The organism is Pelagibius sp. CAU 1746 (assembly GCF_039839785.1).
GTDB lineage: Bacteria > Pseudomonadota > Alphaproteobacteria > Kiloniellales > Kiloniellaceae > Pelagibius.
The window spans coordinates 1,089,825-1,104,646 of the sequence record NZ_JBDOQT010000001.1; the positions used below are offsets into that span (position 1 = coordinate 1,089,825).

16 protein-coding genes are annotated in these 14,822 nt (G+C 69.2%); 11 read left to right on the forward strand and 5 right to left on the reverse strand.

Features of this window, described 5'->3' with window-relative positions:
* Positions 1 to 62: 62 nt before the first annotated feature.
* The 7 genes from AAFN88_RS05205 to AAFN88_RS05235 all read left to right on the forward strand — a co-directional run bounded on the left by AAFN88_RS05205 (position 63) and on the right by AAFN88_RS05235 (position 5,278).
* The gene (locus tag AAFN88_RS05205; RefSeq protein WP_347518753.1) at positions 63 to 1,238 is read left to right on the forward strand and encodes an acetyl-CoA C-acetyltransferase; all 1,176 of its coding nucleotides are present in this window, start codon (positions 63 to 65) and stop codon (positions 1,236 to 1,238) included.
* Positions 1,239 to 1,555: 317 nt separating this feature from the next.
* Positions 1,556 to 2,281: an acetoacetyl-CoA reductase gene (gene phbB, locus AAFN88_RS05210; RefSeq protein WP_347518755.1), complete on the forward strand. Its 726-nt coding sequence runs from the start codon at positions 1,556 to 1,558 to the stop codon at positions 2,279 to 2,281.
* 23 nt (positions 2,282 to 2,304) lie between these two features.
* Positions 2,305 to 3,054, forward strand: coding sequence for a DUF4336 domain-containing protein (locus AAFN88_RS05215; RefSeq protein ID WP_347518756.1), 750 nt, complete (start codon positions 2,305 to 2,307; stop codon positions 3,052 to 3,054).
* Positions 3,055 to 3,068: 14 nt separating this feature from the next.
* Positions 3,069 to 3,428: a hypothetical protein gene (locus tag AAFN88_RS05220; RefSeq protein ID WP_347518758.1), complete on the forward strand. Its 360-nt coding sequence runs from the start codon at positions 3,069 to 3,071 to the stop codon at positions 3,426 to 3,428.
* Between the two features lie 33 nt (positions 3,429 to 3,461).
* Positions 3,462 to 3,878, forward strand: coding sequence for a carboxymuconolactone decarboxylase family protein (locus AAFN88_RS05225; protein ID WP_347518759.1), 417 nt, complete (start codon positions 3,462 to 3,464; stop codon positions 3,876 to 3,878).
* Positions 3,879 to 3,885: 7 nt separating this feature from the next.
* Positions 3,886 to 4,323, forward strand: coding sequence for an NUDIX hydrolase (locus tag AAFN88_RS05230; RefSeq protein WP_347518760.1), 438 nt, complete (start codon positions 3,886 to 3,888; stop codon positions 4,321 to 4,323).
* A 49-nt stretch (positions 4,324 to 4,372) separates the two neighbouring features.
* On the forward strand, positions 4,373 to 5,278 hold the full coding sequence (locus tag AAFN88_RS05235) for a DMT family transporter (protein ID WP_347518761.1): 906 nt from the start codon (positions 4,373 to 4,375) through the stop codon (positions 5,276 to 5,278).
* Here AAFN88_RS05235 and AAFN88_RS05240 read toward each other — a convergent pair.
* Positions 5,275 to 5,745: a cupin domain-containing protein gene (locus AAFN88_RS05240; RefSeq protein WP_347518763.1), complete on the reverse strand. Its 471-nt coding sequence runs from the start codon at positions 5,743 to 5,745 to the stop codon at positions 5,275 to 5,277. The genes AAFN88_RS05235 and AAFN88_RS05240 overlap by 4 nt on opposite strands.
* A gap of 89 nt (positions 5,746 to 5,834) precedes the next feature.
* Between AAFN88_RS05240 and AAFN88_RS05245 the strand changes: the two genes are divergently transcribed.
* Positions 5,835 to 6,593, forward strand: a complete 759-nt coding sequence (locus AAFN88_RS05245; RefSeq protein ID WP_347518765.1) for a methyltransferase domain-containing protein — start codon at positions 5,835 to 5,837, stop codon at positions 6,591 to 6,593.
* A gap of 20 nt (positions 6,594 to 6,613) precedes the next feature.
* Here AAFN88_RS05245 and AAFN88_RS05250 read toward each other — a convergent pair whose 3' ends face one another.
* The 3 genes from AAFN88_RS05250 to AAFN88_RS05260 form a co-directional block, all read right to left on the reverse strand.
* Positions 6,614 to 8,434, reverse strand: coding sequence for a hypothetical protein (locus tag AAFN88_RS05250; RefSeq protein ID WP_347518767.1), 1,821 nt, complete (start codon positions 8,432 to 8,434; stop codon positions 6,614 to 6,616).
* A gap of 225 nt (positions 8,435 to 8,659) precedes the next feature.
* Positions 8,660 to 9,316 (reverse strand): methionine biosynthesis protein MetW, encoded by a 657-nt coding sequence (gene metW / locus AAFN88_RS05255; protein ID WP_347518768.1) that lies wholly within the window; start codon positions 9,314 to 9,316, stop codon positions 8,660 to 8,662.
* A 10-nt stretch (positions 9,317 to 9,326) separates the two neighbouring features.
* Positions 9,327 to 10,436, reverse strand: a complete 1,110-nt coding sequence (locus AAFN88_RS05260) for a homoserine O-acetyltransferase (protein ID WP_347521634.1) — start codon at positions 10,434 to 10,436, stop codon at positions 9,327 to 9,329.
* A 425-nt stretch (positions 10,437 to 10,861) separates the two neighbouring features.
* Here AAFN88_RS05260 and pheA point away from each other — a divergent pair, with 425 nt between their 5' ends.
* Genes pheA through AAFN88_RS05275 form a run of 3 tightly spaced genes read left to right on the forward strand, consistent with a single transcriptional unit; the run spans position 10,862 to position 13,790 of the window.
* Complete coding sequence (gene pheA / locus AAFN88_RS05265; protein WP_347518769.1) at positions 10,862 to 11,740, forward strand: chorismate mutase; 879 nt, start codon at positions 10,862 to 10,864, stop codon at positions 11,738 to 11,740.
* Positions 11,737 to 12,819 carry a histidinol-phosphate transaminase gene (gene hisC / locus AAFN88_RS05270; protein ID WP_347518770.1) on the forward strand — a complete coding sequence of 361 codons (1,083 nt, stop codon included), beginning with the start codon at positions 11,737 to 11,739 and terminating at the stop codon, positions 12,817 to 12,819. The genes pheA and hisC overlap by 4 nt, the downstream gene beginning before the upstream one ends.
* A complete protein-coding gene (locus tag AAFN88_RS05275; RefSeq protein WP_347518773.1) occupies positions 12,816 to 13,790 on the forward strand; it encodes a prephenate/arogenate dehydrogenase family protein in 975 nt (324 codons plus the stop codon). Before hisC ends, AAFN88_RS05275 begins: the two co-directional genes overlap by 4 nt.
* Here the strand turns inward: AAFN88_RS05275 and AAFN88_RS05280 are convergent.
* Positions 13,723 to 14,802 (reverse strand): DUF2125 domain-containing protein, encoded by a 1,080-nt coding sequence (locus tag AAFN88_RS05280; protein WP_347518774.1) that lies wholly within the window; start codon positions 14,800 to 14,802, stop codon positions 13,723 to 13,725. The two genes, AAFN88_RS05275 and AAFN88_RS05280, sit on opposite strands and share 68 nt — an antisense overlap.
* Positions 14,803 to 14,822 lie beyond the last annotated feature (20 nt).

Below are 14,822 nucleotides of genomic sequence, written 5' to 3' on the forward strand. Positions count from 1 at the left end.
ATAAGCGGCTGGCCGTGTCGAAACACGGCGATTCCTGTCCGCCACAAGGGAGATATCCGAAGATGACCGATGTCGTAATCGCAGGTGCCGCCCGTACCCCCGTTGGCGCTTTCAGCGGGGGGCTCTCCTCCGTTGCGGCCTCCTATCTCGGCGCGGTGGCCATCAAGGAAGCCATGAAACGCGCCAAGGTCGAGGCGGCCGAGGTCGACGAGGCGATCCTGGGTCAGATCCTCACCGCCGGCGCCGGTCAGAATCCGGCCCGCCAGGCGGCCGTCGAGGCCGGCATTCCCTACGAGAAGACCGCCTACCAGATCAACCAGCTCTGCGGTTCCGGCCTGCGCGCCGTCGCCATCGGTTCCCAGGCGGTGCAGGTCGGCGATTCCAAGATCGTCGTCTGCGGCGGCCAGGAGAGCATGAGCCAGGCGCCGCATGTCGCCCACCTGCGCAACGGCCAGAAGATGGGCGACCTGAAGATGGTCGACTCCATGATCAAGGACGGCCTCTGGGATGCCTTCAACGGCTACCACATGGGCAACACGGCGGAGAACGTCGCCAAGCAGTGGCAGATTACCCGCGACGAGCAGGACGCCTTCGCCACCGCTTCGCAGAACAAGGCCGAGGCCGCGCAGAAGGCCGGGCGCTTCACCGAGGAAATCGTCCCCGTCACCATCAAGACCCGCAAGGGCGACGTGGTGGTGGAGAGCGACGAGTATCCGCGCCACGGCGTCACGCAGGAGAGCCTGGCCGGGCTGCGTCCGGCCTTCGACAAGGAAGGCACGGTGACCGCCGGCAACGCCAGCGGCATCAACGACGGCGCCGCCGCGGTGGTGCTGATGTCGGGCGACGACGCCGCGGCGCGCGGCGTCACCCCGCTGGCGCGCATCGTCTCCTGGGCGACCTGCGGCGTCGACCCGGCGATCATGGGCACCGGCCCGATCCCCTCCAGCCGCCGCGCCTTGGAAAAGGCCGGCTGGTCAGTCGACGACCTCGACCTGGTGGAGGCCAACGAGGCCTTCGCCGCCCAGGCCCTGGCGGTGAACAAGGACATGGGCTGGGATCCGGCGAAGGTGAATGTGAACGGCGGCGCCATCGCCATCGGCCACCCCATCGGCGCCTCGGGCGCGCGGGTGCTGGTCACCCTGCTGCACGAGATGGCCAAGCGCGACGCCAAGAAAGGCCTGGCCACGCTGTGCATCGGCGGCGGCATGGGCATCGCCATGTGCCTCGAGCGCGGGTAAAGGGAGCGGGAGCGACCGGAAGCGCGGCTGAGGTCGGGCGGAGAACAGCGCCGCCCGCGACCTTGTGACGCTGGGCGGACCCCGCGGCGCTGGGGTAACGATGCTGCGCAGAGCGGCCTGCCTTTTTTGAGGGGCAGGCCGTTTTGTCGTTCGGCAGCCGCTGCGATTTGGCGGTACCGCCGAACGGGAATCCGGCTTTTTTGCCCCTGGGCGGCGGTGCAGCGGTTGGCGGTATGCTTGTTCCGTGATTTGATTGGACACGGCGAGCAGACCGTCGTTTCAGACGGCTAGGAATGGTCAAACGGGGAGGCTAGAAGATGGCGCGCGTGGCTCTGGTAACGGGGGGAACCCGAGGGATCGGCGAGGCGATTTCCAGAGGGCTGAAAGACGCCGGCTTCACGGTCGCCGCCACCTACGGCGGCAACGACGAGGCGGCGAACAAGTTCAAGGAAGAAACCGGCATCCACGTCTACAAGTGGGACGTCGGCGATTTCGAGGCCTGCAAGGCGGGCATCGCCAAGGTCGAGGCGGATCTGGGGCCCGTCGACGTGCTGGTCAACAATGCCGGCATCACCCGCGACGGCACCCTGCACCGCATGACGCCCGAGAACTGGCGCGCGGTCATCTCCACGAACCTCGACTCGCTGTTCAACATGACGCGCAACGTCATCGAAGGCATGCGGGCGCGCAACTACGGCCGGGTCATCTCGATCTCCTCGATCAACGGCCAGAAGGGCCAGCTCGGACAGGCGAACTACTCTGCCGCCAAGGCCGGCGTCTTCGGCTTCACCAAGGCGGTGGCGCAGGAGAACGCCCCCAAGGGCATCACCGTCAACGCCATCGCGCCGGGCTACATCGGCACCGAGATGGTCCGCGCGGTGCCCGAGGAAATCCTCAACACCAAGATCCTGCCGCAGATCCCGGTCGGCCGGCTCGGCGAGCCGGAGGAGATCGCGCGCTGCGTGGTCTTCCTGGCCGGCGAGGACGCGGGCTTCATCACCGGCGCCACGCTGACCGCCAACGGCGGCCAGTACATGACCTGAGGCCGGCGGCCCGGGGAAGAGGTATGAGCGGCGGTGGTGAGATCACCTATCCGCCGCTCGGCAGCCTGAAGCCGCTGGCCGAGAACGTCTGGACCGTCGACGGCCCGGCCATCCGCTTCGGCCTCGGCTGGCTGAAGCTGCGCTTCCCCACCCGCATGACCATCCTCCGCCTGATCGGCGGCGGGCTCTTCATCCATTCGCCGACGGCGTTGAGCCCGGCGCTGCGAGGCGCGGTCGAGGTGCTGGGGCCGCCGCGCTGGATCGTCGCGCCGAACCGCATCCATTATTGGTGGGTGCCGGACTGGCACGCGGCCTTTCCGGCGGCCGAGGTCTACCTGGCCCCGCGCGTGCGCGAGCAGGCGGGCGGGCGCATCGACTTCCCGGCCTGTGAGCTGGAGGCCGCCGCGGGCTATCCCTGGGACGGCGAGATCGCCACCTTGCCGGTGCCCGGCAGCTACATGACCGAGGTCGTCTTCTTCCACCGTCCCAGCCGCACCCTGGTCCTGACCGACCTGATCGAGAACTTCGAGCCGCGGAAACTCGGCTTCGTCATGCGCCGGTTGACGCGCTGGGCCGGCATCCTGGATCCCGACGGCCAGATGCCCCGTGACATGCGCCTGACTTTCAAAGGGCGCCGGGCGGAGCTGCGCCGGGCCGTCGAAACCATGATCGCCTGGGACCCGCAGCGCGTTATCCTGGCCCACGGACGCTGCTACGAACGCGACGGGGCGGCGGAGTTGCGCCGCGCCTTTCGCTGGCTTCTGGACGACTGAGAAGGAGAAGCCTCATGCTGCTCGGATCCTGCCACTGCGGCGCCGTCACCTTCGAGCTGCCGCGGCCGCCGGAATGGCGCAATGAATGCAACTGCTCGATCTGCCGGCGGCTCGGCACGCTCTGGGGCTACTTCGAGGAACGGGAGGTGCGCTTCACCGGTCGGCCAGACGCCACCGAGGCCTATGTCTGGGGCGACCGCTTGCTGGCTTTCCACCGCTGCCGCGCTTGCGGCTGCATCACCCACTGGCAGGGCCTGGAGCCGAAGCCCGACGCCCGGATGGCGGTGAACACCCGGCTGCTCGATCCGAAGGATGTCGCCGGCATTCCCCTGCGCCATTTCGACGGCGCGGACAGCTTCCGCTATCTGGATTAGAATGGCCGCCGCGAAGAACGGGGAGGAAACACCATGCCCCTGGGGCAGCTCATCGAGTACGAGGACGCGAGCGACGAGGTGCGCGCCGTCTACGACGACATCATGGCGACCCGCAAGACCGACTGGGTGAACAACTTCTGGAAGGCGCTGGCCCAGGACCCGCAGACCTTGAAGCGCACCTGGGAGAGCGTGAAGCAGGTCATGGCGCCGGGCGCACTCGACCCGCTGACCAAGGAGATGCTCTACATCGCCGTCAGCGTCACCAACAACTGCGAGTACTGCATCACCTCGCACACAGCGGGCGCCATCCAGAAGGGCATGACCGACGAGATGCTGAACGAGCTGCTGGCCGTGGTCGGCATGGCCAACGAGACCAACAGCCTGGTCAACGGCTACCGCGTGCCGGTGGACGAACGGCTGCGCGCCGTGGCCCACGGCGAAGCGGACTAGGCTTCACGTGAACGACTATCCCAACCGCCCGCTCATCGGGGTCGGCGTCGTTGTGTTCAAGGATGATCGTGTGCTGCTGATCCGCCGCGGCAAACCGCCGCGCGCCGGCCAGTGGTCGCTGCCCGGCGGCCGTCAGCGCCTGGGCGAGCGCATCGAGGCGACCGCCCGCCGCGAGGTGGCGGAGGAGGCCGGCATCGAGGTCGATGTCGGCACGCTGGTCGACGTGGTGGACTCCATCACCCGCGACGGCCAGGGCGCGGTGCAGTACCACTACACCCTGGTCGACCTGCTGGCCGAGTGGCGCTCGGGGGAGGCGGTAGCCGGTCACGACGCGGCCGAGGTTGTCTGGGCCGACCCGGCGGACCTGGCGCCCTACGACCTGTGGAAGGAAACCCTGCGGATCATCGGTCTCGCGATACGGAAGCGAAACACCCGAAGCGACTGAAACCCGCCGCCGCTTGCCTCGGCGCGCCGGGGCGGCTATTCCCCCTGGCATGACTTCTATCGCAAGCGACAGCGGCGTCCACCGCGTGCGGGCCACCCTGATCGGCGGTATCGCCGTGCTGCTGTGGGCGCTGCTGGCGCTTTTCACCACCGGGGCGGCAGGTATTCCGCCCTTCCAGCTCCTGGCCATGACCTTCGCCGTGGCCTTCGTCCTCGGCCTCGCCGTGCTGGCGGCGCGCGGCCGGCGCGCCTTCGCCGCCTGGCGCCAGCGGCCGGCGGTCTGGGCGCTGGGCGTCGGCGGTCTCTTCGGCTACCACTTCTTCTACTTCGTCGCTCTCGGCAATGCGCCGGCGGTGGATGCCAGCCTCATCGCCTATCTCTGGCCGCTGCTCATCGTGGTTTTCTCGGCGCTGCTGCCCGGCGAGCGGCTGCGCTGGTTCCACTTGGCGGGTGCCGCCATGGGTCTCTTCGGCGCCGGGCTGCTGGTCACCAAGGGCGGCTCGCTCAGCTTCGACGCGCGCTACTCGCTCGGCTACCTGGCCGCGGCGGCCTGCGCGCTCACCTGGTCCAGCTACTCCGTCGCCAACCGCCGCTTCGGCGCGGTGCCGACCGAGGTGGTGGGCGGCTTCTGCGGCGCGGTGGCGCTGCTCGCCTTCCTCTGCCATCTGGCGGTCGAGACCACGGTAACGCCCCAGGGCCTGCAGTGGCTGGCGGTGCTGGGCCTCGGCCTGGGGCCGGTGGGCGCCGCCTTCTTCGTCTGGGACTACGGGACCAAGCACGGCAACATCCAGGTGCTGGGCGCGCTGGCCTACGCCGCGCCGCTGCTCTCCACCCTCGTCCTCATCGCCTTCGGCCAGGCCGAGGCGACCTGGCAGGTGGGCCTGGCCTGCCTGCTGATCGTTGCCGGCGCAATGCTGGCTTCCAAGGAAATGCTGCGGCGCCGGCGCGCGCGTTAGCGTTTGCCGCGCAGAGACATCGGCTGCCAGCCCGGCGGCGCCATCTCGAAACCCTCGAAGCGGAAGGCCGGGGCCACGGTGCAGCCCACCAGCGTCCAGGCACCGAGGCTGCGTGCGCCCTGCCAGGCCTGGGCGGGCACCACCACCTGCGGGCGCTGGCCGACGGTTACCTCGGGACCCAGGCGGTGGGTCGCGGCCTCGCGCCCGTCCGCGGAGATCGTCAGCTCCAGGGGCGCGCCGGCGTACCAGTGCCAGACCTCCGCCGCATCGACCCGGTGCCAGTGCGAGACCTCACCGGCCTGCAGCAGGTAGTAGATCGCCGTCGAGGCCCCGCGCGACGCCTTTCCTTCTCCAAGGGTGACGGGGTCGCGGAAAGTCTCGCGGAAGTGGCCACCTTCCGGGTGCGGCTGCAGGGCCAGCTCACGGATGATGTCGGCGGCCGAGAGGGCGTCCGTGGCCTCCGGCATAGGGCGGTTCCTTCGCAATTAACCCACGGTTGACCATAGCAGATCGGCCATTCACGGGGTCCAGGGCCCTGTGCTAAGTTATCCACACCATGTGGCATGACGTTGTCGATCTGCGGGAGTTCTACGAGACCCGCCGCGGCCAGGTGGCGCGCCATATGGTGCGCCGCGCGGTGCGCTCGCTCTGGCCGGACGTGAGCGGCCAGAGCGTCCTCGGCCTGGGTTTCGCCACCCCCTACCTGCGCCAGTTTAAAGGCGAGGCTGAGCGGACTCTCGCCTTCATGCCGTCCTCCCAAGGGGTCATGCACTGGCCGCCGGAAGGCCCGGGGCTGGTCAGCCTGGTGGAGGAGACCGAGCTGCCGCTGCCCGACTACTCGGTCGACCGGGTGCTGCTGGTGCACGGCCTGGAGAACAGCGAATCCCTGCGCGGCCTGCTGCGCGAGATCTGGCGCGTGCTGACCGGCGACGGCCGGCTCCTGGTCGTCGTGCCCAACCGGCGCGGCATCTGGGCGCGCTCCGACCGCACGCCCTTGGGCTGGGGCCATCCCTACAGCGGTGCCCAGCTTTCCCGTGTGCTGCGCGACAATTTGTTCATCCCGGCGCGCACCGAGCGGGCGCTTTATGTGCCGCCGATCGCGAACTTCACCTTCTTGCGCTCCGCCCCGGCCTGGGAGCGCATGGGCGCGCGCTTCTTCCCCACCTTCGCCGGCGTGGTGATGATCGAATCCGGCAAGCAGCTCTACGCCGGCACCATGACCCCCGCCAAGCAGCGCAAATTCCGCCGCCCCGTGGTGGTCTCCTTCCCGCAGGCCGCCGGGCGGCTGCACCGCGACCTCTCCGACGAGTCCTGATCTTCCCGCGTTGAACCGGCCTACTGACGTAGCGGCTGGCGCGGCGGCGGCGTGGCGCGCTGCGGCTGAAGCTCGCGCTGCGGCGTCGTGCGCCTGGGCGCGCCGCCGCAGTCCAGCTTCACGTTCACGCGGATCGCGAAGGTGTTGTCCTCGTCGCTTTCGTCGACCTGCCTGTCGGCGTCCATGACCACGCGGATGACGCTGAGGCCGCTGGGCAGCTCCAGCGCGAAGCTGCGCCAGCCGTCGGTCTGCTTGGGCGCCAGGTTGTGGACCGACTGGTCGACCGTCGCCGAGCCGCGATAGACCTTGTTCTTGAAAGGCCCGCTCTGGACGTCGCCCTTGTTGAAGGGCCGATAGGCCGCCTGGGTGAAGCGGCAGAGGTTGTGCTTCGGCCCGACGCCGGTGGCGGCGGCGAGCTGCGGCTTGTCGATCACCACGGTCGAGCCCCAGGGATTGGGACCGCCGGCCAGCACGAAGCCCAGGGTCGTGGCCCTGATGTCGGGCTTCAGGCCGCTGGTGAGGCCGGCGCGCGGCAGCGCCGGAACCTGCGCCTGCCGGCGCGGCGCCGCCGGCTCGCGGCTCGCGGCCAGCCCGCCGGGCTGGATCGCGGCGGTGCCGGGCTGGGTTTGAGGCTGGGGCGGCTTGGGCTGCATCTGCAGCGCCTTGGGCGTGGCGATACCGGCGGATTGGGGTTTGCAGGTGATGCGGTAGCCGGCGTAGTCCGAGACGATGCCGGTTGCCGGGTCCATGACTTCGACGCGGAAGGACTCGCTGTGGATGTTGCCGGCCAGTGGGTTCACCTGCACCTGCCCCATCCCGCTACTTGATGCGGAACCCGGGAATAGCGGGTCTTCCGGCTGAGTCTGGACGGCGAGACCGCCACCGGGCTGCTGATTGACGATGCCGCCGGCGCCGCTCGGGTTCCCGGCGGGACCTCCGCCCTGGGCCAGAGGAACCTGGATATGCTCTTCGTGGAGCGCTTTGAAGACGCCGTTGGTCTGGCTGGTGATGTTCACCGAGCGTAGCTGCGAGGCCTTGCCGCTTGCAGAGACGAAACGGAACTTGAGGTTGCCGGCGTTGGTGGCTGTGAACTCGGCGACCAGGGGCACCGTGACCGGGCAGTCGGCCACGAGGTTCCGGTAGGCCGGCGAGATGGCGAGCTTGGCGCCGGTCACCTGGAAGTTTGACTGAAGCGCCCCGGCCATCGGCATGGCGCTGCCGGTCCACTTCTTGCAGATGATCTGGATATCTGGGGGGGACCCGGCCGCCGCCTCCGCAAGACCGGGGTTGACGATCCCGCTGTAGTCGACATCCAACTGCGGAATCACCCAGAGCCCGATGTTCCGGTCTTCGTCGAATATCTCTTGATCGGACAAGCCTTGCTCGCGCAGAGAGTCGGCGAGGTTGTTGCATTGGGCGACGATGTAGCTGTTGTAGGCAGCGGAAGGGAGCAGCAACTGCTCGACTTCGTCGACGCTGTGCGGCCGCTGGAACACCGGGTAGCTCTCGTCGGCGCCGTGCTCCGGAAATTCGAGGCCCAGGGCGTCGCTGGCCTTCAGTTCAAGCCAGACCTCCCAGCTCTTCACATGACCGGACCAGCCGGAATCGATTTCTACATGGACGTTGGCCACGATATTCCCGTTCGGCGGCGTCGTGGTGTAGGCCACGCCATTGCTGGCGACACTGATCTCCAGGGGAACCACGCTCACCAGCGTCGCTTCCTCGTCGCTCTTGGCCAGCGCCGGCTCGATCGATCCAGCGGCGAGCAGCCAGACCGCGGCTGCGGCGAGCGCTGAGCGCCGGCTTTGTGAGACGCGAAAAGCTTTTCGGAAAACGTCCATTATCGGCTCCTCCTGCTGGGGAACGACATAGGAACGGGTCCAGTATCGCCATTCTGGGTCGCTGCGGGGAGGAAAATGGTTCAGTCGGCGCCAGAGGGCAGGACCCAAGTCCTTTCTTGGCCGCAAGGCCCTGCGCTGTCAGAGCGGGCCGTCAGCTCCCGCCTTTCGGCGGATACTCAGGGCCGGTGGATCGCCTTCGCCGATTCCAGCCGACCCTGATCTGCCCTAGTCCTTGCGCAGGCGGAAAATCGCCTTCTCGCCGAAGAGGTTGGCCAGGTGGGGGCTGTTCAGGCTGGCGCGGTGGGCGCGGCCGTTCAGGACCAGGGCCTCCTCGATCTCGATGCCGCAATCGCCGCAGAGGGCGATGAAATCGCGCAGCGTGCAGAGATGGATGTTGGGGGATTCGTACCACGCTTCCGAGAGCGCCTCGGTGACCGGCATGCGGCCGTTCATCAGAAGCTGCAGGCGCACCCGCCAGTGGCCGAAGTTGGGGAAGGAGACGATGGCGTGGCGGCCGATGCGCACCATCTGCTCCACGACCTTTCGCGGGTCGCGCGTCGCCTGCAAGGTCAGCGAAAGGATGGCGTAGTCGAAGGCGCCGGCCGGATATTCCGCTAGGTCGCTGTCGGCGTCGCCCTGGATGACCGAGAGGCCGCGGGCGACGCTGGCGTTCACGTTCTTCTGCGACAGCTCCATGCCGCGGGCGGCGACGCTGCGCTCGCGCGCCAGGTATTCCAGCAGCGCGCCCTCGCCGCAGCCGATGTCCAGCACCCGGCTGCCCGGCGCGACCATGTCGGCGATGAGCTGCAGGTCGGCGCGCAGCGGCGTTTTGGCCAGCGCTGTCGGGGCGGTTGCGGGGCGAGGCGCGTCGAGCGGGTTCATCGGCGGAGCATCACCCGTTCAGTCCGCGGTGCTCGGCACAGCCGGCGATGAAGCCTGCCAGGGTCTGGCGGAACTCCGGCTCGTCCAGCAGGAAGGCGTCGTGGCCGGCGTCGCTCTCGATCTCCACGAAGCTCACGTCGGCGGCCACGGCGTTGAGGGCGTGGACGATGTCGCGGTTCTCGGAGGTGGGGAACAGCCAGTCGCTGGTGAAGGAGACGACGCAGAAGCGTACCGGCGTGTCGCGGAAGGCGTTGGCCAGCTTGCCGCCGTGCTCCTGGGCCAGGTCGAAGTAGTCCATGGCCCGGGTGATGTAGAGATAGGAGTTGGCGTCGAAGCGCTGCACGAAGGCGGCGCCCTGGTGGCGCAGGTAGCTCTCCACCTGGAAGTCGGCCTCGAAGCCGAAGGTCAGGCTGTTGCGGTCCTGCAGGCGGCGTCCGAACTTGCGGTGCAGGGCCGGTTCCGACAGGTAGGTGATATGCGCGGTCATGCGCGCCACGGCCAGGCCGCGGTCGGGGTTCTTGCCTTCCGCGATGTAGCGCCCGCCGCACCAGTCCAGGTCGGCCATGATGGCCTGGCGGCCGACCTCGTGGAAGGCGATGTTCTGCGCCGTGTGGCGCGCCGCGGTGGCGATGGGCACGGCGGCGAAGACCTGTTCGGGGTATCTGGCGGCCCATTCCAGCACCTGCATGCCGCCCATGGAGCCGCCGATCACGCAGAACAGCTTGTCGATGCCCAGGTGGTCGATCAGCAGCTTCTGGGCGCGCACCATGTCGGCTATGGTGATGACCGGGAAGTCCAGTGCCCAGGGCTCGCCGCTGGCCGGATTGACCGACTTCGGCCCGGTCGAGCCCATGCAGCCGCCCAGCACGTTGATGCAGATGACGAAGTAGCGCCGGGTGTCGAGCGGCAGGCCGGGGCCGACGACCTGGCTCCACCAGCCTTCCTTGCCGGTGACGGGATGGCGGCTGGCCATGAACTGGTCGCCGGTCAGGGCATGGCAGACCAGGATGGCGTTGGACTTCTCGGCATTCAGTTCGCCGTAGGTCTGGTAGGCCAGGGAGAAGGGCCCCAGGGCGACGCCGCAGTCCAGCATCAGGGGCGTGTCGCCGCCGAAGGTCATGCTGAGCCCCGCTTTCGAGGGAGACTCCTCCACCGCCGCCGGGTTTTCCGTCTGGGCACCCTCCCAGCGGGGGTGGTCCATCGCCATAGGCCAAGTCCTCAAAATCGCGGCCCCGAAGCCGCCTCGCGCCAGGCCCGGTGCGGATCCGGGCCGGGCCCGGGCCCAACCCTGGATTATCCGCTCTCTCCGCGCCGCAGGCTTATCCGCTCTCTTCGCGCCGCAGGCGCCGCCGCGTAGCCGCCGTTTGGCCGCCGCGGGGGGGTGCCCGGAACCCCTTAGCTAGGGAGCCGGGCGTCCGGCTGTCAACGCTTTCTTGGCCATGGCTGGCCCCCGCCCGGGGCGGGGCCGAACCTCAGGTTTTCTTTGATTTTCCCGGGTTCAACGACTATCAGTAGCTCCGCCTTGGATGCAGGTATCGGGCCCAGATGACTAACCAGACGCCATCCCTGGACGACTTGCGTCGCCAGATCGACGAAATCGACGATTCCATTCACGACTTGCTCATGCGCCGCACCGAGCTCGCGCGGGAGATTGGCGTCGCCAAGGGCCAGGGCGCCGTCTTCATGCGTCCGGGCCGCGAGGCGCGGGTGCTGCGCCGCCTGGTGGCGCGCCACGAGGGCGCCTTTCCGAAACCGGTGATTGCGCGTATCTGGCGGGAGATCGTCTCCGTCTTCACCCGTTTGCAGGGGCCCTTCGCCGCGGCTGTCTTTTCGCCGCAGGAAGGGCCCGATCTTTATGGCCTGACGCGCGACCATTTCGGCTCGCTGACCCCCATCACCCGTTTCGAGTCGGAAATGGGTGTGCTGCGCGCCGTTTCCGGGGGCAAGGCCAACATCGGCGTGCTGCCGCTGCCGGAGGCCGACCGCGGCACCCCTTGGTGGCCCAAGCTGGCGCGCCACGGCAAGGTGACGCCGAAGGTCATCGCCCGCCTGCCTTTCGCACCGCTGGACGGCGGCCGCGGCGACGCCCCGCAGGGCGTGGTGATTTCCCTGGCCGAGGCGGAGGAGAGCGGCGACGACCACGGCTACATGATCGTCGAACTGGACGAGGCGGTCTCCCGCGGCGCGCTGAAGACGATGCTGTCGGCAGCCGGCTTCCAGGTCTGCGACATCCAGGCCTGGGTCGACTCGCCGGACCGCACCCTGCACCTGGTCGAGGTCGAGGGCTTTCTTGCCGCCGACGATGACCGCATTGAGACGCTGCTGGCCGAGGCCGAGAGCGTGAAGCACGCCTGGTCGGTGGGCAGCTTCGCGGTGCCGCTGAGCGCGGACGATCTGGCCGCGACGCCGCGGGCCGCGTCATGAGCCCGAGGCCGCGTCCCGGCATTCTGGATGTCGCCCCTTACGTCGGCGGGGAGTCCAAGGCGGCCGGGGTCAACCGCGTCATCCGCCTGGCCTCCAACGAGAACCCGCTGGGGCCCAGCCCGCTGGCCGTCGCCGCCTACGAGGCGGAGAAGTCGCAGCTCCACCGCTACCCCGACGGCGGCGCCAGGGAGCTGCGTCAGGCCATCGCCGAGACGCAGTCCCTGCAGACGGACCGCATCGTCTGCGGCGCCGGCTCCGACGAGCTGATCGGCCTGCTGGTGCGCGCCTATGCCGGCCAGGGCGACGAGGTGCTGTACAGCGAGCACGGCTTTCTGATGTACCCGATCGCCGCCAAGACCGCCGGCGCGACCCCGGTGGCGGCGCCGGAGGCCAACCTGACCGCCGACGTGGACGGCCTCTTGGCGCGGGTCACCGAGCGCACGCGCCTGGTCTTCGTCGCCAATCCGAACAATCCCACCGGCAGCTACATCTCCGAGGCGGCGCTGCGGCGTCTGCACAAGGGCCTGCCGGACGGCGTGCTGCTGGTGGTCGACATGGCCTATGCCGAATACGTCTCGGCGCCCGACTACCCGCAGGTGGCGGACCTGGTGGAGAGCGCCGGCAACGTCGTCATGCTGCGCACCTTCTCCAAGATCCACGGCCTCGCGGCCCTGCGCCTCGGTTGGGCCTACTGCCCGCCGGCGGTGGTCGACGTGCTGAACCGGGTGCGCGGCCCCTTCAACGTCAGCCAGGCGGCCCAGGCCGCCGGTATCGCCGCCGTGCGCGACCGCGACCACGTGACCTCTTCGATCGCCCATAACAGCAAGTGGCTCGCCTGGTTCAGCGGGGAAGCGGCCAAGGCCGGCATCGAGGCGCTGCCCAGCGTCGGCAACTTCGTGCTGCTGCGCTTTCCCGGCGGCGGCGCCCAGGCCGAAGCCGTGCTGGCCGAGATGAAGCGCCGGGGCATCCTGCTGCGCGGCATGGCCGGCTACGGCCTGCCCGACTGCCTGCGCGTCACCATCGGCACCGAAGAGGAGTTGCGCGCCACCGCCGAGGCCTTGGCGGAGGTGATGTCATGAGCGCGCCCGCGGAAGGGCCGCTGTTCGACAAGGTGGCGCTGCTCGGCGCCGGCCTCATCGGCTCCTCCCTGGCCTGGGCGGTGCGCGCCCGCGGCCTGGCCGGCCACGTCGCCGCCTATTCGCGCCGCGAGGAGACCCGCGCCACCATCGAGAAGCTGGGCTTTGCCGATTCCGTCCACGGCGACCCCGCCGAGGCGGTGAAGGACGCCGGCCTGGTGATCTTCTGCGTGCCGGTCGGCGCCAACGAGGCGGTCGCCAAGGCGGTCGGCCCGCACCTGGCCGCCGGCGCCATCGTCACCGACGTCGGCTCCGTCAAGCAGGCGGTGGTGCGCGACATCGGGCCCTATCTGCCCGAAGGCGTCGAGTTCGTGCCCGGCCATCCCATCGCCGGCACCGAACACTCCGGGCCGGAGGCCGGCTTCGGCGACCTCTTCGAGCAGCGCTGGTGCATCCTGACGCCGGTACCCGGCACGCCCGAGCCGGCGGTCGACAGGCTGAAGACTTTTTGGGAGCGCTGCGGCTCCACCGTCACCCTCATGGACGCCGGCCACCACGACAAGGTGCTGGCCATCACCTCTCACTTGCCGCACCTCATCGCCTATACCATCGTCGGCACCGCCGTCGACCTGGAAGAGAGCGAGCGTGCCGAAGTGGTGAAGTTCTCCGCCGGCGGCTTCCGCGACTTCACCCGTATCGCCGGCTCCGATCCGGTGATGTGGCGCGACGTCTTCCTCAACAACCGCGAGGCGGTGCTGGAGATGCTGCAACGTTTCTCCGAGGATCTGACCGCCCTGCAGCGGGCGATCCGCTGGGGCGAGGGAGAGACTTTGGAGGGCCTGTTCCGCCGCACCCGCGAGATCCGCAGCGGCGTCATCGAGGCCCATCAGGCCGGCACCTTCGATGCTAGAGAACCGGAGCGACTGGGAATAGCGGGATCGGCCCCAGGTAAAGCAGGCCCTGGCGAAGACTGATCGGCGCCGCCAGCACCGTTTCCCCCGTCTCCCCGTCCGTCTGACCCATGGCGGCCACCGCGATCTGCGCGGCCAGCGCCGCTTCGGGTTTGATCTTGCCGCTGTCGATCAGCCGCCGGATGATCTTGTTGGCGCCCTTCAGTTCCGCCTCGAAGAGCCCGGCCGGGCGTAGCGCCTCGTCCAGCCCCAGGCGTCCCTCGGCCCGCAGGTCGAGCGGCCCCCAGAGCGCGACGAGGTGATGGAAGCGCCAGCGCCCGCCGCCGTCGCGCCAGGCCGGCAGGGCTTCTTCGGGCTTGCCCGGCGGAATACCGCCGATCAGCGTTGAATCGAAGGAGAGGCGGGCCACCGCGTCGCCCAGCAGGCCGCCGCGGCCCGGCGGCAGTTCGACGAAGAGCGCCTCGCCCACCAGGTCGACTTCGTCCAGCGCCTCGCCGCCGGCCTGTCTTGCGCCCTCGCGCAGCGGCCCCAGCCTGGCGGAGAGCCGCTGCAGGGTGATCGTCTCGATAGCGGCGCCGCTGACCTGCAGCACGCCCAGGTCGACCGCGGCGCTCTCCACCTTGCCGTCGCGGCGCAGCACCACGCGGCCGCTGGCCTCCTCGGCGGCCACGTCGACCTGCTTGGGCTCCGGCGTGCCGTCCGGTTCTCCAGTCAGTTCTCTGGCCAGTTCCGCCGGCAGGCTGAGGCGGTGCAGGCCGGGATAGCGCAGGTCGATGGTGAAAGGCGCCCACAGCTTGGCCTCGCCGCTGACCGGCGGCCCCTGCCAGGTCAGGCCCTGGGGCGTCACCACCCGCGGTTCGCGGAAGGTGACGGAAAGCGCGAAGGGAAAGCCGGCGAATTCGGGCCCCTGGTAGGCGATGTCGTAGCCGCGCGCGGCCTGTTCGGCGCGCCACTTGGCGATGCCGCCGTCCAGCGCCTGGCGCGCCCAGAGCCAATACCCGGAGAGCGCGCCGGCGAGCAGCAGCAGCGCAAAGGTGGTGAAGACGGCAAGGCGATAGCGGTTCATGGGCGGCATGATAGGTCTCCGCCGGGCCC

Bases quoted from the DNA above. Each gene is read 5' to 3' on its own strand.
- AAFN88_RS05205 (WP_347518753.1), top strand. From the start codon at position 63: ATGACCGATGTCGTAATCGCAGGTGCCGCCCGTACCCCCGTTGGCGCT.
- phbB (WP_347518755.1), top strand. From the start codon at position 1,556: ATGGCGCGCGTGGCTCTGGTAACGGGGGGAACCCGAGGGATCGGCGAG.
- AAFN88_RS05215 (WP_347518756.1), top strand. From the start codon at position 2,305: ATGAGCGGCGGTGGTGAGATCACCTATCCGCCGCTCGGCAGCCTGAAG.
- AAFN88_RS05220 (WP_347518758.1), top strand. From the start codon at position 3,069: ATGCTGCTCGGATCCTGCCACTGCGGCGCCGTCACCTTCGAGCTGCCG.
- AAFN88_RS05225 (WP_347518759.1), top strand. From the start codon at position 3,462: ATGCCCCTGGGGCAGCTCATCGAGTACGAGGACGCGAGCGACGAGGTG.
- AAFN88_RS05235 (WP_347518761.1), top strand. From the start codon at position 4,373: ATGACTTCTATCGCAAGCGACAGCGGCGTCCACCGCGTGCGGGCCACC.
- AAFN88_RS05240 (WP_347518763.1), bottom strand. From the start codon at position 5,745: ATGCCGGAGGCCACGGACGCCCTCTCGGCCGCCGACATCATCCGTGAG.
- AAFN88_RS05245 (WP_347518765.1), top strand. From the start codon at position 5,835: ATGTGGCATGACGTTGTCGATCTGCGGGAGTTCTACGAGACCCGCCGC.
- AAFN88_RS05250 (WP_347518767.1), bottom strand. From the start codon at position 8,434: ATGGACGTTTTCCGAAAAGCTTTTCGCGTCTCACAAAGCCGGCGCTCA.
- metW (WP_347518768.1), bottom strand. From the start codon at position 9,316: ATGAACCCGCTCGACGCGCCTCGCCCCGCAACCGCCCCGACAGCGCTG.
- AAFN88_RS05260 (WP_347521634.1), bottom strand. From the start codon at position 10,436: ATGACCTTCGGCGGCGACACGCCCCTGATGCTGGACTGCGGCGTCGCC.
- pheA (WP_347518769.1), top strand. From the start codon at position 10,862: ATGACTAACCAGACGCCATCCCTGGACGACTTGCGTCGCCAGATCGAC.
- hisC (WP_347518770.1), top strand. From the start codon at position 11,737: ATGAGCCCGAGGCCGCGTCCCGGCATTCTGGATGTCGCCCCTTACGTC.
- AAFN88_RS05275 (WP_347518773.1), top strand. From the start codon at position 12,816: ATGAGCGCGCCCGCGGAAGGGCCGCTGTTCGACAAGGTGGCGCTGCTC.
- AAFN88_RS05280 (WP_347518774.1), bottom strand. From the start codon at position 14,802: ATGCCGCCCATGAACCGCTATCGCCTTGCCGTCTTCACCACCTTTGCG.